Origin of the sequence: Sunxiuqinia elliptica (assembly GCF_900113005.1) — a bacterium.
Taxonomy (GTDB): Bacteria; Bacteroidota; Bacteroidia; order Bacteroidales; family Prolixibacteraceae; genus Sunxiuqinia; species Sunxiuqinia elliptica.
On sequence record NZ_FONW01000005.1, the window covers coordinates 128,585 to 150,291 of the forward strand.

Annotated in this window: 12 protein-coding genes; 1 reads left to right on the plus strand and 11 read right to left on the minus strand. The window is 40.3% G+C overall.

Annotated elements, in window-relative coordinates; all coding sequences use genetic code 11:
• Positions 1-94: 94 nt before the first annotated feature.
• The 4 genes from speA to BM156_RS11535 all read right to left on the minus strand — a co-directional run bounded on the left by speA (position 95) and on the right by BM156_RS11535 (position 4,037).
• Positions 95-1,987, minus strand: a complete 1,893-nt coding sequence (gene speA / locus BM156_RS11520) for a biosynthetic arginine decarboxylase (RefSeq protein ID WP_093920024.1) — start codon at positions 1,985-1,987, stop codon at positions 95-97.
• Between the two features lie 179 nt (positions 1,988-2,166).
• Positions 2,167-3,219, minus strand: coding sequence for an ACR3 family arsenite efflux transporter (arsB, locus tag BM156_RS11525; protein ID WP_093920025.1), 1,053 nt, complete (start codon positions 3,217-3,219; stop codon positions 2,167-2,169).
• Positions 3,220-3,222: 3 nt separating this feature from the next.
• Positions 3,223-3,639 (minus strand): arsenate reductase ArsC, encoded by a 417-nt coding sequence (locus BM156_RS11530; protein ID WP_093920026.1) that lies wholly within the window; start codon positions 3,637-3,639, stop codon positions 3,223-3,225.
• Between the two features lie 59 nt (positions 3,640-3,698).
• Positions 3,699-4,037: an ArsR/SmtB family transcription factor gene (locus tag BM156_RS11535; protein WP_093920027.1), complete on the minus strand. Its 339-nt coding sequence runs from the start codon at positions 4,035-4,037 to the stop codon at positions 3,699-3,701.
• A gap of 386 nt (positions 4,038-4,423) precedes the next feature.
• Here BM156_RS11535 and BM156_RS11540 point away from each other — a divergent pair, with 386 nt between their 5' ends.
• Positions 4,424-5,854 (plus strand): glycoside hydrolase family 125 protein, encoded by a 1,431-nt coding sequence (locus BM156_RS11540; protein ID WP_093920028.1) that lies wholly within the window; start codon positions 4,424-4,426, stop codon positions 5,852-5,854.
• A gap of 197 nt (positions 5,855-6,051) precedes the next feature.
• Here BM156_RS11540 and BM156_RS11545 read toward each other — a convergent pair whose 3' ends face one another.
• The 7 genes from BM156_RS11545 to BM156_RS11575 all read right to left on the minus strand — a co-directional run bounded on the left by BM156_RS11545 (position 6,052) and on the right by BM156_RS11575 (position 21,504).
• Positions 6,052-7,959, minus strand: a complete 1,908-nt coding sequence (locus BM156_RS11545) for a SusD/RagB family nutrient-binding outer membrane lipoprotein (protein WP_093920029.1) — start codon at positions 7,957-7,959, stop codon at positions 6,052-6,054.
• An 11-nt stretch (positions 7,960-7,970) separates the two neighbouring features.
• Complete coding sequence (locus tag BM156_RS11550) at positions 7,971-11,105, minus strand: SusC/RagA family TonB-linked outer membrane protein (protein WP_212733497.1); 3,135 nt, start codon at positions 11,103-11,105, stop codon at positions 7,971-7,973.
• Between the two features lie 44 nt (positions 11,106-11,149).
• Complete coding sequence (locus BM156_RS11555; RefSeq protein ID WP_093920030.1) at positions 11,150-12,391, minus strand: ROK family protein; 1,242 nt, start codon at positions 12,389-12,391, stop codon at positions 11,150-11,152.
• A 734-nt stretch (positions 12,392-13,125) separates the two neighbouring features.
• Positions 13,126-14,979, minus strand: a complete 1,854-nt coding sequence (locus BM156_RS11560) for a SusD/RagB family nutrient-binding outer membrane lipoprotein (RefSeq protein ID WP_093920031.1) — start codon at positions 14,977-14,979, stop codon at positions 13,126-13,128.
• Between the two features lie 22 nt (positions 14,980-15,001).
• Complete coding sequence (locus BM156_RS11565; RefSeq protein WP_093920032.1) at positions 15,002-18,415, minus strand: SusC/RagA family TonB-linked outer membrane protein; 3,414 nt, start codon at positions 18,413-18,415, stop codon at positions 15,002-15,004.
• A 44-nt stretch (positions 18,416-18,459) separates the two neighbouring features.
• Positions 18,460-19,632, minus strand: a complete 1,173-nt coding sequence (locus tag BM156_RS11570) for an ROK family protein (RefSeq protein ID WP_170846944.1) — start codon at positions 19,630-19,632, stop codon at positions 18,460-18,462.
• Between the two features lie 633 nt (positions 19,633-20,265).
• The gene (locus tag BM156_RS11575) at positions 20,266-21,504 is read right to left on the minus strand and encodes an ROK family transcriptional regulator (protein WP_139218268.1); all 1,239 of its coding nucleotides are present in this window, start codon (positions 21,502-21,504) and stop codon (positions 20,266-20,268) included.
• Positions 21,505-21,707 lie beyond the last annotated feature (203 nt).

Below are 21,707 nucleotides of genomic sequence, written 5' to 3' on the forward strand. Positions count from 1 at the left end.
TTTTTTTAGAAGAAGAAATGTATTTGAGTATTGGCTCATAAAAAAGCCCTTTCGGATTGAAAGGGCTCTTGAATTATGCGTAGGCATTTATTTTCTATTCTAAGTAAGTGTATCCGTATAGGCCTGATCGGTAGTTTGACAGAAACTCTTTTCCTTCAGCTGCCGAAATCTTACCCGATTTTACCGAGGAGGTTACCCAGGTTTCAACCGTTCTAACCATTTTCTTAGGATTGTACTGAACGTAGTCCAATACTTCAGCCACTGTTTCTCCATCAATAATCTGATCAATGGAATATCCATTTTTGTCAACCGATACATGCACGGCATTGGTATCTCCAAACAGGTTGTGCAAATCACCAAGAATTTCCTGATAAGCACCAACTAGAAATACGCCAATGTAGTATGGCTCTTTAGCCTTTAGTTTGTGTACAGGTAGGTAGTACGACAAATTGCGGGTTGAAATGAAATTATCAATTTTACCATCTGAGTCGCAAGTTATGTCCTGCAAAGTTGCAGATCGATCTGGCTTTTCATCAAGCCGGTGAAGCGGCATGATTGGGAAAATCTGATCGATCGCCCAAGAGTCAGGCAATGATTGGAACAGCGAAAAATTGCAGAAGTACTTATCTGCCAAAAGCTTTTCGAGTGAATGCAGTTCTTCGGGTACGTGACGGATTTTGCTGGTCATTTGGTGAATTTCACGAGCGATCGACCAAAACAGACGTTCAATTTGGGCGCGTGTTCTGAGGTCGAGCATACCCAGGCTAAAACGATCCAAGGCTTCTTCCCGGATTTGTTGAGCGTCGTGCCATATTTCTAACATCCTGGGCTGGTTGATCGAGTCCCAAAGATCGTACAGTTCTTTTACCAATTCGTGGTCGCCTTCTTTAGGTTCCTCTTCGTCATCCCACTCTGGGAGCGAAGCAGATTCCAAGACTTCAAACACCAATACCGAATGGTGGGCCGTTAAGGAGCGTCCCGATTCTGTAATAATGTTTGGATGAGGGATGTTGTTTTTATTGCTCACGTCAACCATGGTTGAAATGGCATCATTGACATACTCCTGAATGCTGTAGTTTACACTGCTCTCACGGTTTGCTGAACGAGTCCCGTCGTAATCAACTCCAAGTCCGCCACCGATGTCAACAAATTCGATGTTGAATCCTTGTAAGCGCATTTGGGCATAAAACTGCGATGCTTCGCGAAGTGCAATTTTAATGCGTCGGATTTTATTCACTTGGCTTCCGATGTGGAAATGAACCAATTTCAGACAGTCGTCCAATTCTTGACTTCTCAAGTATTCCATCGCTTCTAAAAGCTCGCTTGACGTTAAGCCAAACTTGCTAACGTCGCCTCCTGAATTTTCCCACTTGCCACTTCCTGAGCTAGCCAGTTTAATTCGAATACCAAGGTTGGGTTTGATTTTAAGCCGTTTGGCGATTCGGGCGATCAATTTCAGCTCGTTCATTTTTTCAATGACGATATAGATGCGCCTACCCATTTTCTGAGCGAGCAAAGCCAATTCAATATAGTCTTCGTCTTTGTACCCGTTGCAAATAATTAGTGAATCGTTATTGGTATTGGTTGCAATAACGGCATGCAATTCGGGCTTTGATCCTGCCTCAAGGCCAATATTGAACTTTTTCCCGTGGCTGACAATTTCTTCAACAACGGGACGCATTTGGTTAACCTTAATGGGGTAAATGATAAAATTCTGCGCTTTGTAGTCGTATTCCTGAGCTGCCTGTTTAAAACAGTTCGACATCTTTTCTATCCGACTATCCAGAATATCCGGGAAACGAATCAGCATCGGTGCTGCTACATCCCTTAATTGAAGTTCTTCAATTAGTTCTTTCAGGTCAATTTGAGCTCCATCTTTTTGAGGAGTAACCACAACATTTCCCTTTTCATTTATTGAAAAGTAATTGATTCCCCAACCGTTGATGTTGTAAAGCTCTTCTGTATCTTCAATGCGCCATTTTCTCATTGCTATTTATCCAAATTATTGTGTTTTAGTGTGACTTATTTTCGCTCCAAATATAATTGATCAATCAATACAAAAAGCAATATTAAAACACAAATGAAAACGAAGCAATTTTTTTGCAAAAAAGCTGCTATTCTTTGTCGAATAACAGCTTTTAAATCAATTTTATATGCTACGTTAATTTAATTGGGAATGGGCTCTGGGAAGTAACTTTGTTTTAGTTTTTTAGCCACATTTACCAAGGCAATTAGTACGGGGACTTCAACCAAAGGCCCAATAACAGCGGCAAATGCTTCTCCTGAGTTGATACCAAATACGGCGACCGCAACAGCAATGGCCAGCTCAAAATTGTTTGAGGCTGCTGTAAATGAAATGGCTGTTGTTTGCGGGTAGCTGGCACCTGATTTTTTACCCATAAAGAAGGAGATCAGGAACATTACCACAAAGTAGATGACTAGTGGAATGGCAATTCGCACGACGTCAAATGGGATTTTGACAATGTACTCACCTTTGAACGAGAACATGACGAAAATGGTGAATAGCAAAGCAATAAGAGTAATGGGGCTTATTTTAGGTAAAAATTTGGATTGATACCAGTCTTCGCCTTTTAACCTCGTTAAGCTGAATCGGGTCAGGAATCCTGCAGCAAAAGGAATGCCCAGGTAAATTAGAACCGACTCGGCAATCTGTTGGATAGTAATGTTCACTTCAAAGCTTTGAAGTCCCAGTAATTCAGGGAGAATTCCGAGGAAAACCCATGCATAGACAGAGAAAAATAAAATTTGAAAGATCGAATTAAAGGCGACCAATCCGGCAACGTACTCCCGGTTTCCTCCGGCCAAATCATTCCAAACAATGACCATGGCAATACAACGGGCAAGTCCGATCAGGATAACTCCCGCCATGTAGTGGGGATAATCCTGTAAGAATAGAATTGCCAATGCAAACATCAGCACTGGGCCAATCACCCAGTTCTGAACCAGCGAGAGTACAAGTAGTTTGGTGTTTTTAAAAACCAGCCCTAGTTTTTCGTAGCGAACTTTGGCGAGTGGGGGATACATCATCAGAATCAATCCGGCAGCCAGGGGGATATTGGTTGTTCCCACCTGAAAATGACTCCAAAAGTCACTTATTCCTGGTTGAAGGTAGCCAATTAGAACGCCCATTGCCATTGCTGCTAAAATCCAGAAGGTGAGGTAGCGATCCAAGAAGGACAGTCGTTTTGAAGTTGCCATTTGTTACTGTTGGAGTTGTTGATAGAATTGGAAGAAACGTTCCTTGATTTCGTCGCGGACACGGTGAAATTCACTCCAGATAAACTCGTCAGTTCCTTGGGCATGAGATGGATCATCAAAGCCAATATGGATGCGGTGTTTTACCTTGCCTGAAAAAGTTGGGCAACTTTCGTTGGCACCACCACAAACGGTAATCACATAATCCCACTCATCGTTGAGGTATTGTTCAACCGAGTCGGAGGTATGATGACTGATGTCGATACCGGTTTCGCTCATTACTTGAACGGCTTTTTCATTTAATTTTCCCGATGCTTCGGTACCGGCGGAATAAACTTCTAGTTTGGGGTCAAACGATTGTAAGAACCCATGAGCCATCTGGCTGCGGCAGCTGTTGCCAGTGCAAAGAATTAAAATCTTCATATAATCTAATTTGGATATGTTTAAAATGAATCTCAATTGAGATGCTCACTAGGCATTACCTAGCTTTTGCATGAAAAACCTTCAGGCAGGCTGAGGCCTTTTAAAAATTGATCAATTACGAACTGCATTTCATCAATTCGAGATTTATTTAAGCAATAGTTGGTTTTTGATCCATCGATTGTTCCACGAATTAGTCCCAACTCTTTAAGTTCTTTTAAATGCTGATTCACGGTCGTGCGGCTAAGTGGCAGTTCGTTTGATATATCGCCGGATATACAAACTTTACTATTGGCCAGGTAATTTAAAATAGCTAGTCGGGCAGGATGTGATAAAGCTTTAAAGAAGAGTGCAGCTTCCTGAAGCTTTTCATCAAACAATTCAACTTTTGCGTAAGTCATAATAGTTTATTTTTATGACGCAAATATACGTCACAATATTTTTGGTTGACGTATATATACGTTAATTATTTGTAAATAATTTAGAGGTCGGGTCGTGAGTATTTCTGGAAGAGAAAGCGTATTTAAGTAAGAAACTATTTAAATTTTAAAGAACTGTTTGGTGAGACATAGGAGATTAAATAGGAAAATTGCCTAGAGAGAGCCTGTTCATTGCTTTTGTGAAAATTGAAAAAGAGTTTAAATAATTATTTCCTGTTTCTTACCGTTGAGAAGAAACCGATAATTCAAGAATATTAGTTGTATTTTTGAGCTTGAAGCTGGTGAATACAATGGGCTTCATTGATAGGTAAACGTACTTAGCGATATAACGATAAAAGAAAGAAAAAATGACTACGAGAAGAGACTTCCTGAAGAAGGGAACACTGACGATGACAGGATTAGCGGTGGCTGGTTCTAGTGGGGTATGGGCTTCGACCGGAAAAGCCGACTATGTTTCGAACAGACCGGTATTGGCAAAGCGCAACTTCACGTCGAAAGCTGTTGAAGAAACAATTGCGACTGTAAAACCAAAATTGAAAGATCCAAAGTTAGCTTGGATGTTCGAAAACTGTTTTCCAAATACTTTGGACACCACCGTTGAACATGAAATGAAGAACGGTCGTCCGGATACCTTTGTAATCACCGGAGACATTCACGGAATGTGGTTGCGTGATTCAACAGCTCAGGTTTGGCCTTACTTGCCACTTGCTAATGAAGATAAAGCCTTGAGCACACTTTTAGCTGGTGTTGTCAATCGTCAAACACAGTGCATCTTGCTTGATCCTTATGCCAATGCTTTTAATAAAGAATTGGTGCCAGGTGATTGGATGAGCGATTTCACCGACATGAAAAATGGTTTGCATGAGCGTAAGTGGGAAATTGACTCACTTTGTTATGCGGTTCGTTTGGCTTACCATTATTGGAAGACTACTGGCGATACAGCTGTATTTGATGCTGATTGGCAAAAGGCAGCAGCTGCTATCGTTAAAACGTTTAAGGAACAACAACGCAAAGATGGCTTGGGACCTTACCGTTTTGAACGCACCACTGCCCGCCAGTTGGATACTTTGTCCAATGGAGGATATGGCCGACCATTAAAACCAGTTGGATTGATCAATTCTTCTTTCCGCCCATCAGATGATGCTTCGACTTTCGGATTTTTGATTCCTTCAAACTTATTTGCTGTTGTTTCATTGCGTCAAATGGCTGAAATCAGCAAAGAGGTGACCGGCGATAAAGGTTTTGCCAAAGAATGTAAGAAGTTGGCTGATGAAGTGGAAAAAGCAATTCAGGAATATGCCATTATTGAGCATCCTCGTCATGGTAAAGTTTATGCTTTTGAAGTAGATGGATTTGGTAATGCAACGTTTATGGATGATGCGAATGTGCCAAGCTTGCTGGCTTTGCCTTACCTGGGATGTGTCGATAAGAATGATCCGATCTATCAGAATACTCGTGAACTGGTTTGGAGCGTGGACAACCCTTACTTCTTTAAAGGAAAAGTAGCAGAAGGTATTGGTGGGCCACACATTGGTTACGATATGGTTTGGCCGATGAGTATCATCATGAAGGCCATGACCAGTTCGGATGATAAGGAAATTGCCTGGTGCATTAAAACACTGCGCGACACCGATGGGGGGACTGGTTTTATGCATGAAAGTTTCCACAAGGATGATCCTGCAAACTTTACACGTAGTTGGTTTGCCTGGGCCAACACTTTGTTTGGAGAGTTGATTCTAAAACTGGTTAACGAAGGAAAAATAAACTTGTTGAGCTAGACCAATTGGCCAGGGATGGCCAGTTAAAATAGGAAACTGATTTTGGGTTCGATGACCTGACAGTTTTTTTAATGAATTAAAATCCGGGGAAGAAAGTCTTCTCCGGATTTTTTTGTTGTTGTATGTTCTTGGGAAATAAAAAAGGTTGCTTCCCGAAGGAAACAACCTTTTTAAACTATCAGTAAAAAAAACGCTTGTTACTGTTTTTTAGCCCACCATAGTGGTGTAAGTACGGCATCTTCTCCACCTAAGAAGCTTACTGCTTGTTGGTAGCCTTCAGAGTTGCTGTTTTCCAAGCTTGAAGGATACTTCAAACGTTGAGGGAAGAACTTAACGCTATTGGTCATGTAATTTGAAGCGTTAAGATCAGGAAGTTCAGTCATTGGTAGATCAACTGCAGGATTCTCGAAGAAAGGCAGTCCTAAACGACGGTGATCATTCCATGCTTCCAGTGGCAACCATGGCAATTGAGCAAGGTATTTTTGAGTGATGATTTTTGTTAACTCATCATTTTTTACTTGCCCGTTTTGGTAAATGGTATTGTTTGGATACTCGAAAGTAACTATTCCAGCTTCGTCAGTGTAACCATCAACAAAGTTCATGGTGAAACCTCCGGTAGGTTCAGTTGTGTGCTCAAAGCTCACTGAAGTTCCTGCGCGGTTGTATGATTCAGAAGCAAGGTATTGATCAGCTAATCCAGAAAGACCCCAGTATTCGAAACTTGCTTTAACACCGTTTTCGTATGCTGTTTTTGCGTCAATTGGTGTATTCCAACCTCTAACAGCAGCTTCAGCAATCAGGAAGTTTGTTTCCCAGCTTGCAAAAAAGATGCGTTCTGATTCACTTCCTCTGAACTCTTGGCTTAAACGAGGATTCGTTCCCGTGTAGAAAGAAACCTGGTTCTTAGCTGATTTTTCACCCCAAGCACCTAGAGGAGCTGCGTTCCAAGTGTAAGTTGCATCAATTTCTTTTACAACTTCATCGTTATCATCTACCAAGTCACGAGTAACTGTTTTTGCATCTTCAGTCCATGAAGGGTAGAAACTGAAATTTGAGTTATCAAAGTCTCCAGGAATAATGAAAGCTTTGTAAGCACGTGGATCCATTACTTTATGAAGACCATCAAACCAGTATCCTGCTGATGGGTCATTAGTCATCGTTGTCAGGTGATCAGAGAATCTCAATCCCATGTAATCTGCAGGCTTAATTTGGTCGTGCATTTCAGCAGGAAGAAGATCTTCTGAGTTGATGCCACCTAGCCCAATGTAAAGGTTATTAAGCGTTGTCGATAACATTTGGCTGTTCCATTCTCTGCTCATTACACCAGTTAAGTTATCCCAACCTGGTTTTTCTGCAACTTTGAAGTTGTCTTCAGCGTCCAGAATCAATTGTTGAGATACGGCAGCTTCAAATTCCGCTTGAGCTTTTGCTGGATCAACTTCAGATAAACGCATTGCAAGACGAAGTCTCAATGAGTTACCATACTTAATCCACTTAGCATAGTTGAATCCGTATGCTTGGTCGTATTTAGCAATTGATTCAGGCAGTGCTTCGTCGGTGTTGATTTTTGCTGTTGCATCTGTAAGTTCAGACAGCATGTGATAGTAAACCGTTTTAAGATCCGAGAATTCAGGGTTTTCGCCATTGAAAGCATCAATTGGCATTGGACCGAAATTGTCAGCAAACTCGCTCATCAAGTACACTCTCCAAATTCTGGCAATATGCATCATATTTTCAGTATAAGGGAATGCTGTTCCTGCTTCAATTTTTGCTTCAGCCGTTGTAATGGCCAAGCTAGAAGCTTTTAACCAATCAGACAACGCATTGTAGTAATCGCCACTCCAGCCATCGCTGTATGAACCAAGAGCAAGCGATCCGTTTGTACGGTGTTGTCTTGATGCTGTTTTCCAGTAAAGAACGAAAGCTCTTTCGGCTACGTGTGGATTTTGCTGTGCTCCAATGATAGAGCTGTTTATGATGTATTCAACTTGAACTTGATCAGCATTTGCTGCTTTGGGGTCAACGTTTACGTCGTCAAAGTCGGAGCAAGAAAAAAGTAACGTGCTGCCAAGTGCTAAAGTGAAAAGTTTTTTTAATGTTTTCATTTTATCTTATTTTAAAATCCCAAAGTGATATTGAATAAAAAGTTTCTTGATGTAGGAGGTGCAGTGTTTTCAAAACCAATTGCGTTTGTTCCTGTAGCAAACGTTGACTCAGGATCAACTCCGTTCATGTGACTTTTGATCATCAATACGTTGTTGCAAGAGAATCCTACGCTTGCACGTTGGAATACTGTTTTTGACAACAAAGATTTTGGAAGTGAATAATTCAACTGCAGCGTACGCAATCTGATGTTGGTTGCATCATAAATGTTTGCTTCACCAATTCCCAAGTTTCCAGTTGTGCTGGTTACAGTTGTCCAGTATTGTTGAGCAGTGATGCTTTGGTCATTTGCAACAAATCCGTTGCCACTAGCAATAACTCCATCCAATACCATATCTTCTCTTGAACCTCCAGGAGCAGTTACTAAAGCAGTACCTGAAGCTTGCATTGATTGGTTTGTTGCTGAGAACATTTCTCCACCAAAACGACCATCGATTAGGAAGCTAAAAGAGAATCCTTTGTATGAGAAGGTGTTTGTTAGTCCTACCAAAGCGTCAGGCTGTTGGCTACCGATTTTTTCTTTTTCAGTTGTTCCTTGAGGAAGTCCGTCTTCAGTTAATAACAGTTTGCCATAGTGAGGGCTGTCAACATCTTCAACACGTAGGAACTTTGTTCCGTGAATTTCGCCATATTCTCCACCAACATTGGCTAGGATTTTTACATTATCAAAACCGCCTAATTCGTAGATTTTAATGTCGTTGTAAAGATCTTCAATCGTGTTTTTGTTGAAAGAGTAGTTCAACTGTACATCCCAAGTCAGGCCATCGTTAGCACTGTCAAGAATACGTCCGTTAACCATCAACTCAACTCCGGTGTTTTGGATATCTCCAGCGTTGATTTTTTTGTTTTTGAATCCACTAAGCGGGTCCATTGGCAAGTTAATCAACTGACGTGTTGCATTTGATTTGTACCAAGCGAAGTCAAATCCTAAACGGTTATTGAAGAAACGTCCGTCAATACCAACTTCGTATGATTTAATCAACTCGCTTTGTACACCTGGATCGTACTGAGTGTTGTTCAATCCTGCAGTTGTGTTCCCTAGTGGATCTTTGTCAACCCAGTAAGTGTTATATAACTGGTATGGAGGAAGGTCGTTACCTACTTCAGCATAGGATGTTCTGATTTTAGCGAATGTCAACCATTCTGGTAAGTAGCCACCATTTTTATTGATCATGTCAGTGATGATCCAGGAAGCGTTAACAGAAGGGTAGAAGAATGAGCGGTTATCCGGGTGTAATGATGATGACCAGTCATTTCTGAATGTACCTTCTAAGAAAAGGTAACCATCGTAGTTCACTTGCAACAACCCGTAAACAGAGTTGATTTTTTTAGAAGAGAACGTTTCTTTGATTGAAGGCTTATCTTGTCCGTTGTTAAGAGCAAATAGGTTTGGAATTTCCAATTCGCCAGAGCTACCAGAAATGCCTGAAGACTCTTGCTCCATCAGGTTTCCACCAAGTGTAACCATACCTCCGAATTTACCGAAGACATTGTCTTTTTGTGCAGTTACCAAGGTTGAGTAGTTGATTTCGCGGTGCGAAGATTTACCTAAGCTGTAGCGACCAGTTGCACTGATAGGGCTTCCTGCGTGTAGTTTTGTTTCAGTGTTTGTTGAGTAGATGTCAGCTCCTGCTTTTACTTCAGCGTGAAGCCAATCGGTGAAGTTGTATTTCAATGAACCGTGGAAGATAAAACGATCACGAACGTCTTCGTTTAAGTTGTATTTTTCTCCCCAGTATGGGTTCACCGAGTTACCACCACCGTACCATTGCATGTTGCCTAACTCATTTATTGGGTTTTGGAAATCTCTGATATCCAAAGAAACAGGCAACAAATACATTGTTCTAAAGCTGTTTGAAGAGTTATCTCCTCCAAGTGGTCTGTTATTCGCAGTAGAGCGAACATACTGAATTTTAGTATCCAACACCCAGTCGTCATTTTCTCCGAAAGTTGACATGGAGCGAGTCATCAAGTTGGTCCGGTTCAATTTCGCTCCTGGGATCATACTCTTATCAGAAGTTTGAGTCACAGATGTATAAAGTGATGTTTTATTGATCTGTTGTTGGAACGAAACGTTGTTGTTCAGGTTGATACCAGTATCGAAGAAGTTGTCGATATTGTTAGCTGATGTTAATGGAGCAGTTGTGCCATCCCATTTTTCAACATCTTGACCTGCAATTGCTGGACCCCAGCTAGAACCTTTACGGTTGTCGAAAGAACCTTCAGTACCCTGACCGAACGCTTTTTGCATGTCAGGAGTAATAAATGTAGATTGGAAACCTACAGATGAAGAAACGGTAATTCCTAGTCCGTCTCTTTTGCGACCAGTTTTGGTTGTAATCAAGATTACACCGTTTCCTGCACGAGAACCATATAGTGCAGCTGCAGATGCTCCTTTCAATACAGACATACTAGCAATGTCTTCAGGGTTAATGTCGCTAAGTCCGTTACCCATATCAGTTGAAGGGTTCCAGTAGTCGTTGTTTGAAGCTCCAGTGAAGTTGTCAATTGGTACTCCGTCAACTACGATTAGCGGTTGATTATCTCCGGTTAAAGAGCTATAACCCCTAAGAACAATTTTAGATGATCCTGCTGGTCCGTTACTTGAACGGATAACTTGTAGTCCGGTTACTTTACCTGTCAAAGAGTTAGTCAGGTTTACCTCTCTTGATTCCAATAGAGATTCACCTTTTAGTTCCTGCATGGCATATCCCAGGGTTTTTTGTTCCCTTTTGATACCTAAAGCAGTAACAACAACCTCATCCAGGCCTGTTGTTTCCGGATCAAGTACTACATTGTATGTTTTTGCACCATCGGCAGTCATTTCATGAGTTTCCATACCGATGAAAGAGAATACAACGATTGAACCTTGAGGAACAGCGATGGAATAGTTGCCATCAAAGTCTGTAACGGTTCCGTTTGTTGTTCCTTGTTGAACAACAGATACACCTGGAAGTGGTGCGCCATCTTCAGAGCTGGTAATCGTACCGGAAATTTTCACTTCCTGTGCCATTACGATACCTACTCCCATAAGAAGCACTGTTAGTGTAAACAGGCTCTTCATTAACCATTTTAATTTTCGATTCATAGAGATGTCTTTTTTACATAGTTAATAAACGCGTAATTAATTATTTAAAGAGAGTTTGTTTCTAATGATTTGTCCCGGAATATTCGCTGAAACACCATGACGGCAACTCCTTTGAGGCCTGAGTGTTCTCCCATTTCCGAAATTTCAATTCGGACATTGTTTTGAATATTTTCTAAGCAATACTGATTAATGGTTTGCTGAATAGGGACAAGTATATATTGTTGGGCTTGTGCTAGCGGACCGTTTAAAACAATGAGCTCAGGATTATAAAGCTGGATGAGGATTGAAAGCCCCCATCCGAGCTTTTTACTGAGTTCATTGAGTAGTAGTATCGATAATTCATCCCCTTTTTTAGCACAAGCAATAATTGCATCAACTGTGATTTGCGACGGATCTTCTTGAAACAGACTGGTTAACTGAGAAACGGCTCCTCTGTTAAGGTAATCGTGTGCCATTTCAATCAGTGCTCTGGCAGAAGCTATGGTTTGCAGGCATCCCTGTTTGCCGCATTCGCAAAGTTTTCCGCTTGGAGAAACTCGTATATGACTGAACTCTCCAGCACTTCCATTGGAGCCATGGTAAATTTGCCCATTTAAGATCATGGCCAATCCAAGTCCCCAGTTCCAGTTTAAAACCAAAGCGTTCTTTGTTTTTTGAGCTTTTCCAAAAACGAACTCTCCTAAAGCTTGCATTCGGGCATCATTTTCAATGATAACCGGCATGTTTAAACGAGCGGACAGTCGTTCTTTAACATTTTGGAGCTTTGGGTCTTTTATAGTCTGGTTAATGCCATGCGTTGTATCAATCAAGCCTGGCATGCTTACGCCTGTTGCAATAACTTTATCGCTGGATATTCCAGCCTCTTTTAACAAGACTTGTAATACTTGTTGAGTTTTCTCTTCCAAGTTTGGATCGTCAATATCTGTTGAAAATTCAATAATGGATGTAAGCTCTGAATTCAGACTATTGAAGATTAAAGCTTTTGCTTTGTAATGACCTATTTCTATTGCCATGATGCAGAAAGCATCGTGCGCATGGCTATAAAGTATTGGGCGTCTTCCCCCTTTTGAGTCGCCAATTCCAGCCACCCGAACTGCTCCCTCTTCGATAAGCTCTTCAACGACAGAACGAGCAGTGGGTAAACTTACATGGGTTTTTGTGCAAAGAGAGGATGCCGAAAGCGGATACTCCTTATATAAGTACAGAAGTATCTGCATGCGGAGCTTGTAGCGTTTTAGCTCGCTGATTGTCATTTTTTCAGTATCTTCCCTTTTCCGCAAAACCATGCAATTCGTATTTAAAGTTAGAGTCTTTGTTAAAATAGTGTAATAAGACTATTAACTTTTGTAAAAAATTTCAAAACGAAAATATGGAAAGGGAATAATATTTTAAAGCAATTTAACATTTAAAACAAAAAGATATAAGTTTTTGTCATTTTGCAATCTTTTTGATAGGGATGGGTGGACTTGAAGACAAAGGGTGTTCTTTTTGTGTTTTTTTTGCTTACTTATTTTTCTCGGAGTTTTAAGTCTGAAAAGACTTTTTTTTGCTTTTAGCTAAGGTTGAAGGTCATTTTTTACACAGTAGTGAAGTTTTTTTAGCAAAAAATTAAGATTAGAGCTATTAAATATTCAAAATGCTGTGCCTTAATGTTATGTTTTTTAGGCTGTAGCTACTAAAAAATGTTTTCGTAAGTAAATCTGAAGAAAATTAGGAAAGAAAGTCAACTTTTATAAAAAACAGAGTTGGCGATAAGAATAAAGACTGGGAGCCGCTTTTGGGAGGTTCAGAGAAAATCAAAATTAATTAGAACTATCGCTGCATATGATAAGTTGTAATTCTCTGTAGGAAAGAGAGGGCAACAGATGTAGAAAATAGAATTGTTTCTATTTTTCCCTCTATGTTTTTCCCTCAGAATTCGATGTTGTAAAAAACTTTACCATCAGGTTGTTATTTATTGAAGAAATAAAAAGAGGCTGTCCTTTTGGGACAGCCTCTTTAAAAAAATAATCAATTGTTCTTATTGTGGTCCTGCTCCGTATGTCGGATTTGATTTATCGAACCACAATCTTTCGCTATTTAATACCTCTGGATTGATCGTACCGGTGGTAAAGCCTTGCTCTTCCATTGCTTGCTTTTTGTTCTCGAAGTTTTTGTCATCCTCGGTCAGCGTGTTGATTGTAAAACGACGAGGAACGGTTAGCTCGCTACCTGATGATAACAATTCATCCCATGGAAGAAGGTCACTTCCTTTTTTAGGAATACCAGAACGGCGTACAAGTGTCCACATGTCTCCTGGTGTATTGGCAAAGTTGATGTACTGTTGAATGTACACTTTCTCAAGACCATTTTCTCCCAGGTCATAAGCTGGCTGTTCCAATAAATGTTCAACCTCTCCATTCTTAAGTTTAGTTGATGCTTCTTCTGCTTTTGTTGGATCAAGATAAACAGGGTCTGTGTTGTAGTATGGCATTTGGTTGTTTTCTGCCAAGGCATCAGCGCGAAGGATTGAGAGTTCAACTCCTCTGTTAAAATAATCTTGAGCTGACTTAGGAAGGTTAGCTCCTAATAGCTTGAATTCGGCCAAATACAAATTGGTTTCAGCTGCACTACCCAAAATTACATGCAATGGAGGATCGTTGTCTTTCAATTGGATTACACGTCCACCTGGTTTTGTTGGGTAAGTGTAGTCGTATGTTGTCCGAACCAGTTTTTCAGAGAAAAGAGAAGTTGCAGAATAAGTCTTTTCTTTATCATCTAAGCTGATTTTGTACAAGTTTCCTTGATCAAAATAAATGTTGTTGGCTGCATCGAGAGTTGCATCGGGAGCTAAAGGAACACCGTGGTAGCGAACCCAAGGTTCTCCAGCACCCTTCCAACCTGCAAAATTGCCATCAGCATCGTATTCAACGTATTCTTCTACGTATGGAGGTAGCGCTTTCTCTGCATCAATGAATGCTTGTACAACTTCTGCGTTGAATCCATTCTTTTCGAAAATAAAACGAACGCGTGGGTCTTGATTTTCTACCATGAAATCGACTAGGTTTTTGCTAGCATATCCAATCCAAAAACCGTTTCCTGTTCCGTGGTATTTTACACCACGATTGTATACAAAATCGTCAGTAAGGTCATCCATGTAACCGGCAGGAGAAGTCGCAACTTCTTCTGCAATTTGGTTTGCTTTTGTTGGATTTACTCCTTGAAGGCGTACTGCAATTTTTAGTTTCAGTAAGTTACAGTATTTTGCCCATTTTGAGTAGTCACCACCATAGATTACATCTTGATCTCCAAGAACAACCTGGTTTTCTGCAGTTGTTAGGATCTCAAGCGCAAGGTCCAATTCGTTTAACCAAGTATTGAATAATTCTTCTTGGGCATCAAATTTAGGAGTGATTAATGGCGGATTTGTGTACGGTGCTAAGCCAGCCTCAGAGTAAACCATTGACCCAGTGAGGTCGGTAATAGTCATTGAAGGCTGAATCTGGATTGGATAAGTAATTGCAACCATGGCCTGGTGAAGAGCCTTGTTTTCTTCGCTCATTGCTTCAACTGAATAACGGATATCCTGCGTTTGAGGAAAAAGCTCTTTGTATGGATTTTGTGTGCCAAAGTCTCCCATTTCAACTAAGCCAGGACCATTACCTCCTTGTACTGTAGTTACCTGTGCCCATGGATAGATATATTGAAAGTTGGAGTAGAACCAGTTGGTATAATCGTTTCCGTACATTTGCTCAACGGCTTTTGTGACGGAATATCTCAATTCTGGTGCTGATAAGTCTGATGGGTTTGAGTTTAGGTCTGCAAATTTCTCTTTGTCGCAGCCCCAAGTCATCAGAAAAATCAATGCGAATATGATATTGAATGTCTTTTTCATTATTCTCAATTTTTTACGTTAATTAAAAGTCAACAGATAACGTCATCGTATATGTTGCCGTATTGGGGACGATTGAACGTTGCAGGAAGCTTCCACTACTTGTTGTTCCCCTGAAGCTTTCCGGGTTCATATTGTTAGGCATCGTATTATACAAGTACCCTAAGTTCCGGGCATTAAAAGCAACATAGATGTTTTGTGCCTTAATTTTTTGTGCAATAGATTTTGGCAAGTTATAACCAATTGAGATATTTCTTAAAGCGATGTAGTTCAATTCGTCGTACCAAGAATCGTTAATCACACCTTGTCCCCAAGAGTTTGTGAAATAATGATAGAATCCTGCATGTGTTGGTTCAACATAACCGGCATCAAATGCTTCTTGATAGGTCATGCCGCCTACGTTTACTTTTTCTCCGCTAGGACTGGTAATCTCTTGTCCTTTTGCAAAAACCCCATCAGGAATAATACCATCAGTAAATGTTTGGCCTTTAGAGTCATCGTATTGAGACTCCCAGCTAACACCACCATATTCAGGATCTCTTCCGTATAATGATGTTTCTAGCCAACCATACGAAGTTCCGTAGCGGTTTGCGTAAGAAGCTACATGGCCTCCAAAACGAGCATCAAGTAATACCGAAAGAGTAACTCCTTTGTAATGGAACGTGTTATCCCAAGAGCCTTCAAAGTCTGGTGTGATTTTACCTACTTTTTGGGCTTCATTGCTACGTTCAAAGAATGCACCTCTTCTGGAATCACTCCAGACCAATACATTCATTCCATTTCTAGGATCATTTGGATCTTCTGATTGATATTTCTTTGGAAGGATATCTGACATTAGTACACCATATTCACCACCTTCGAAAGCCACGGAGCCTACACGAAAGTTTCCTCCATTCACGATTCCTCCGAGTACGCGGTAAGCTCCAAAGTCATCATGAAGATCAGTTACTGTTGTGGTATTGTTCCAGTAATTGAATGTTGAAACCCACTCAAAATTGGTGGTTTTGATTGGGGTGACATTTACTTTCAGCTCAATCCCTTTGTTTTCTAGGGTTCCGACGTTGGTCAATAAGTTTTTGATTCCAGATTCTTCAGGAATTGGAACTTCTCCAATTTGGTTATTAATAACTTCGTTGTAGTAGGCAAAGTCTACCCCGAAACGGTTGCTGAAGAAACGAAGGTCAACACCAACTTCAAAAGAGTTTTTCTTTTCAGGTTTGATATTACGGTCAACAGACAATGTGCTTTTAGCATTGTTATAAACGAAGCCTCCTGAGGCTAATTCATATTTACCTATTTTATATCCAGGGTTGATATAGTAAGGAGAAGTGTCATTACCAACTTGTGCCCAAGAAACGCGCAGCTTACCGAAGGATAACCAGTTTGGGGTATCTAAGGTTTCGCTGAACAACCAAGATGAACTAACAGAAGGGTAGAAGTATGAGTTGTTACCGGTTCCGTCTGTGTAAACTAGGGCTGAAGACCAGTCGTTACGCCCCGTAATGTCCAGGAAGAGTTGATCTCTCCATCCAAAGTTTGCTAAGAAGTACAGCGAGTTAATTTGCTTTGTTCCTTCAATTTTACCTTCAGATTTGAGTGTCTTTTTGGAGTTGCCAAGGAAGAATCTTCCAGGAACAATTAGTCCTCCATCAGTTTCAACTTTTGTATAGGACTTTTCTTGCTTCCACATTTCGCCACCAAACATGATGTTTGTGGAGATATCGTCAGTTAATTGGCGATTGATACTGGCTACCAGTTTCCCTGTTTGGCTTACGTCTTTTATGTGATGTAGTTTGTAGTAGCCGCCTTCATTTGCATAGCCTCTACCTAATTCTTTTTTCTCTGCAGAAACGTTATAGGCATTCATGTTACCTTCAGCTTTGATTGACAGCCAATCGGTAATATTGGCAGTTAAGCTTACGATTGGTCTAACTACTTGCTCTTTGCGGGAATCTACATCCATGTTGTAGGCAAACCATGTTGAGTTGCCAGGGACGTATATGTTTGCATCGCTATAAGCAGACTGAGGAGTACCTCCATGTGGCGCTTGGTAAACTTCTCTTTTGTTCCATTTTTCAGCATCATACCAGTTTACCCAATTGCCTCCAATGAAATTCTCAGCCAAGTTATTTCGTGGGTTTTTAGGGTTTGAGGTCGTAAAGGAGATTGATGCCTCAGCCTGTAACCAGTCTGATAGTTTATGAGTTCCGGCAAAGCGCAATGAATTACGAGTGAATTCATTGGAAGGAAAAACCCCTGTTCTGTGATTGTAAGAATCAGATAGGTAGAATGTACTTTTATCGTTTCCTCCGCTTATCGCAACAGAAGTATTGCTGTTAAATCCGGTTTCATAGGCTTTTAGCATGTGGTCTTTGATCGGGCTGTAGCTAGTTGTGCTTCCATCATAGTCAACGATATCACGTCCATCGAATTTTGGACCATAGCCCATCCATTCCCAGTCAAAATTTTGCTTTGTTATAATGCCGTCCCCATTAGTATAGACTTGATTGCGGTCAAAACGGTAGTAGTTTCCTTTGGCATCTTTGTTCCCATAATCAATATACCCGGGCATTGCACCAGGAGCATAAACATACTGGAAGTCCGGTTGACCAAAGGCATGATCAATACCTACAGATTGAGAAACTTTTACGCCCAATCCCTTTTGGCCTTGGCCATCCTTTGTTTTAATGACCACAGCACCATTGATCCCACGAGAACCATACAATGCTGTAGCAGCTGCTCCCTTCAATACAGAAACGGATTCATAATCGTCTGGGTTCAGGTTTTTTAATTGGTTTCCAAAGTCATTTGAGTTGCTTGACCAGTCTGCATGGGCGTTTGATACTTCATTATCAAGAATTACGCCATCTACGACAAAGATCGGTTGGTTGTTGTCCGAATTTAATACTGATACCCCGCGGATTTGGATTTTTGAATTACCAAAAAGACCACCATCAGAAGCACCAATACTAACACCTGCAGACTTTCCTTGCAGGGCCTGAACTGTTCCGACAGTGTTGGCAGATGCAATTTCTTCACCTTTTACCTCAGTGAAAGCATAGCCAATCTTTTTTGTTTGCCGTTTGATACCAAGAGCAGTAACAACAACTTCGTCCAGACCTGTTGTTTCAGGGGTCATTTTTAAGTTGTATGTTTTTGATTCATCGGCATTGATTTCATGAGTTTCCATACCAATGAAAGAAAAAACAACGACTGATCCTTGAGATACTGTTACAACATAGTTCCCGTCGAGATCGGTCACTGTTCCATTTGTTGTTCCTTGTTGAACAACAGATACACCTGGAAGGGGTGCACCATCTTCGGAGCTGGTAACATTACCGGAAATTTTCACTTCCTGTGCAATTACAAAACCAACTCCCATAAAAAGCACTGTTAGTGTAAACAGGCTCTTCATTAACCATTTTAATTTTCGATTCATAGAGATGTTTTTTTTACATAGTTAATAAAAGAATAATTATATAATTAAATAGAGTTTGTGTCTAATGATTTATCTCTGAATATTTGTTGAAATACCATAACTGCGACTCCTTTGAGGCCTGACTTTTCCCCAAGTTCTGATATTTCTATTCTGACATTATTTTGAATGCTTTCCAGGCAATATTGATTGATCGTTTGTTGAATGGGGAAAAGCACGTATTGCTGAGCTTGTGAAAGCGGGCCATTTAGGACAATGAGTTCAGGATTATAGAGTTGAATGAGGGTTGATAATCCCCAACCTAATTTTTTGCTAAGCTCGTTAAGTAGCGAGATTGATAATTCATCTCCTTTTTTAGCACAAGTGATAATTGCATCAACAGTAAGCTGTGAGGGCGCATTTGCAACAAGAGTAGTTAGGTGCGAGATTGCTCCTGCTGCTAATCGTTCTTGAGCCATTTCAATTAGAGCTCGGGCAGAGGCTATTGTTTGTAGGCAGCCTTGCTTGCCACATTCACAGAGCTTGCCGTTCGGGACTACTCGGATATGGCTGAACTCTCCAGCACTTCCGTTCGAGCCATGATATATTTGACCATTGAGGATGATTCCTAGTCCAAGTCCCCAATTCCAGTTTAATACCAATGTGTTTTTTGTATTTTGTGCTTTCCCAAAGACGCATTCACCCAAAGCTTGCATGCGTGCGTCATTTTCAATAATGACTGGCATCTTTAATTGAGCGGATAATCTTGCTTTTATGTTTTGGTCTTGTGAATTTTTGATGGTTTTATTTATACCAGATTTGACGTCAATTATTCCAGGCATGCTAACTCCTGTCGCAATTATCTTCTCTCTGGAAATGCCAGTCTTTTTTATAAGCGTTTTGAGTGTTTCTTCTGTTTTTGTTTCCAGCTCTGTGTCATCAATGTTGGTCTTGAATTCAATTGTTGAAGAAAGCTCTGAATTGAGGCTATTGAATATTGATGCTTTTGCTTTGTAGTGCCCAATTTCTATGGCTAAGATGTAGTAGGCGTGCTCAGTGTGCCCATATAAAATGGGGCGTCGACCTCCTTTAGACGCCCCGACTCCTACTATTTTTACGGTGCCTTCTTGTATTAATTCGTCCAAGACAGAGCGAACTGTAGGTAGACTAACATGGGTTTTTTTGCTTAGGGAAGATGCAGAAAGAAGAGTGTTCTTATACAGATGAAGAAGTACTTGCATTCGGAGCTTATAGTGTTTAAGCTCACTTATTGTCATCCTTTCTGTGTTTTCCTTTTTTTGAAGAACCATACTCTGGCTTGTTAGTGTTAGTTTTATAAATTGAAATTTTAAGATCGAATACTTTATTAAAAAATTTCAAAACGAAAATATAGAATTCAAATAAAGTTTTAAAGTATTTTAACATTTAAATTTAAAAATATATTTAAGATGGATTTAGAGTCATTTTGCTTTTTGGTTTAACTCTTTTGTAGAATAATGTTTTTTTATTTTCCTGGAGACTGTCTGTTTGGCTGAAGTCTTATTTCGTTGTTGTGGGAGGAATTATCCTTTAGAGGCACTATGGAAGCGTTTTTTCATAGATATGTGATGATTTGTTAGCATTAATTTAATACTAAGAGACACTTTGTATTTTTTGTTCTATAAGGAAGGAGAGGTCTTTTCTTTGACTTTTTTGTAACGAGAAGGAGGGGAGAAGCGGCTTTAGCTAAAACGAAAGGGTGTTTTTGTGTTGGTGAGTTGAGCGCTAGTTGTGATGTAGATATGTATTTTCTGATAACGAAGGAGATAATACCTAGCGTTTCCAGTTATTTTATGATAGGGGAAGCCCTTTATTCGAAAAGTTTTTCTTGGTAGTTATAGTGAGATATCTGTGGATTTGTCCCGAAAAATACGATGAAATACCATGACTGCGACCCCCTTCAGACCAGATTGTTCTCCAATCTCAGAGATTTCGATTTTGACATTGTTTTGAATGTTTTCCAGGCAATATTGGTTTATGCTTTGCTGGATTGGAACCAACACATACTGTTGGGCTTCTGCCAAGGGACCATTAAGAACAATCAGCTCTGGATTGTAAAGTTGGATAAGGATTGATAGTCCCCAGCCAAACTTTTTGGAAACTTCATTAAGTAAGGAGATTGATAGTTCGTCTCCCTTTTTGGCGCAATTAATAATGTCCCTCACGGTTACTTCTTCTGGCTTTGTTGCAAATAGGCTGGTCAGTTGGGAGATTGCTCCTTCTTTTATTTGTTGTTGGGCCATATCAATCAGGGGGCGGGCAGAGGCTATTGTTTGTAAGCAACCTTGCTTGCCGCATTCGCATAGCTTGCCGTTGGGTATCATGCGGATGTGGCTAAATTCCCCGGCAGTTCCGCTTGACCCATGGTAAATTTGCCCGTTCAGGATCATGCCGAGTCCTAATCCCCAGCTCCAATTGATCACAAGTGTATTTTTGGTTTTTTTTGCTTTTCCAAAGACAAATTCACCCAGAGCTTGCATGCGTGCGTCGTTCTCGATGATGACGGGCATTTGAAGTGCGGATACTAATCGTTTTTGTACGTTTTGCTGATTGGTATTTTTGATGGTTCTGTTCACTCCTTTTTTACTGTCGATTAAGCCGGGCATGCTGATTCCTGTTGCAATGACTTTTTCTTTTGAGATGCCAGCTTCCTTGAGGAGTGTTTGAAAAACTTCGTTTGTTTTGTTTTCCAGGTTGGGATCATCAATATCTGTGGTGTATTCGATGATTGAGGTAAGTTCTTTGTTTAAGCTGTTGAGAATTACTGCTTTTGCTTTGTAGTGGCCTATTTCAATTGCCATAATGCAATAGGCGTTGTCGGCATGGCAATAGAGGATTGGCCGTCTTCCTCCTTGAGAGTCTCCAATTCCTGCAACTTGTACAACTCCCTCGTTGATTAATTCATCCAAAATGGAACGAACTGTTGGTAGGCTAACATGATTTTTTTTGCTGAGAGCAGAGGCCGATTGGGGGTGTTTCTTATAGAGATTAAGAAGAATTTGCATGCGTAGCTTGTAGCGCTTAAGTTCGCTAATTGCCATCTTTTCAGTATCTTCTTTTTTTAATTGAACCATGGGTTGAATGTTTAGGTTTAGAAATGGTTGATAACGAAGGTTGGTTAGGAAAAAGAAAGGAGCTAAGATATAAAAAGAGAATAAGATTTTTGCATGAAGAATTAGAAACTGTTTAAATTTTATCGATAAAATATATTTAGAAGCCGTTTTGATGAGCAATAAAACTTAAGCAGTTTCTTGGAAGGAAGACTAAAATAATAAGT

Coding starts and splice junctions, on each gene's coding strand:
- BM156_RS11550 (WP_212733497.1), bottom strand. CDS start 11,105: ATGAATCGAAAATTAAAATGGTTAATGAAGAGCCTGTTTACACTAACA.
- BM156_RS11565 (WP_093920032.1), bottom strand. CDS start 18,415: ATGAATCGAAAATTAAAATGGTTAATGAAGAGCCTGTTTACACTAACA.
- BM156_RS11530 (WP_093920026.1), bottom strand. CDS start 3,639: ATGAAGATTTTAATTCTTTGCACTGGCAACAGCTGCCGCAGCCAGATG.
- BM156_RS11575 (WP_139218268.1), bottom strand. CDS start 21,504: ATGGTTCAATTAAAAAAAGAAGATACTGAAAAGATGGCAATTAGCGAA.
- BM156_RS11560 (WP_093920031.1), bottom strand. CDS start 14,979: ATGAAAAAGACATTCAATATCATATTCGCATTGATTTTTCTGATGACT.
- speA (WP_093920024.1), bottom strand. CDS start 1,987: ATGAGAAAATGGCGCATTGAAGATACAGAAGAGCTTTACAACATCAAC.
- BM156_RS11545 (WP_093920029.1), bottom strand. CDS start 7,959: ATGAAAACATTAAAAAAACTTTTCACTTTAGCACTTGGCAGCACGTTA.
- BM156_RS11535 (WP_093920027.1), bottom strand. CDS start 4,037: ATGACTTACGCAAAAGTTGAATTGTTTGATGAAAAGCTTCAGGAAGCT.
- BM156_RS11570 (WP_170846944.1), bottom strand. CDS start 19,632: ATGCAAGTACTTCTTCATCTGTATAAGAACACTCTTCTTTCTGCATCT.
- arsB (WP_093920025.1), bottom strand. CDS start 3,219: ATGGCAACTTCAAAACGACTGTCCTTCTTGGATCGCTACCTCACCTTC.
- BM156_RS11540 (WP_093920028.1), top strand. CDS start 4,424: ATGACTACGAGAAGAGACTTCCTGAAGAAGGGAACACTGACGATGACA.
- BM156_RS11555 (WP_093920030.1), bottom strand. CDS start 12,391: ATGGTTTTGCGGAAAAGGGAAGATACTGAAAAAATGACAATCAGCGAG.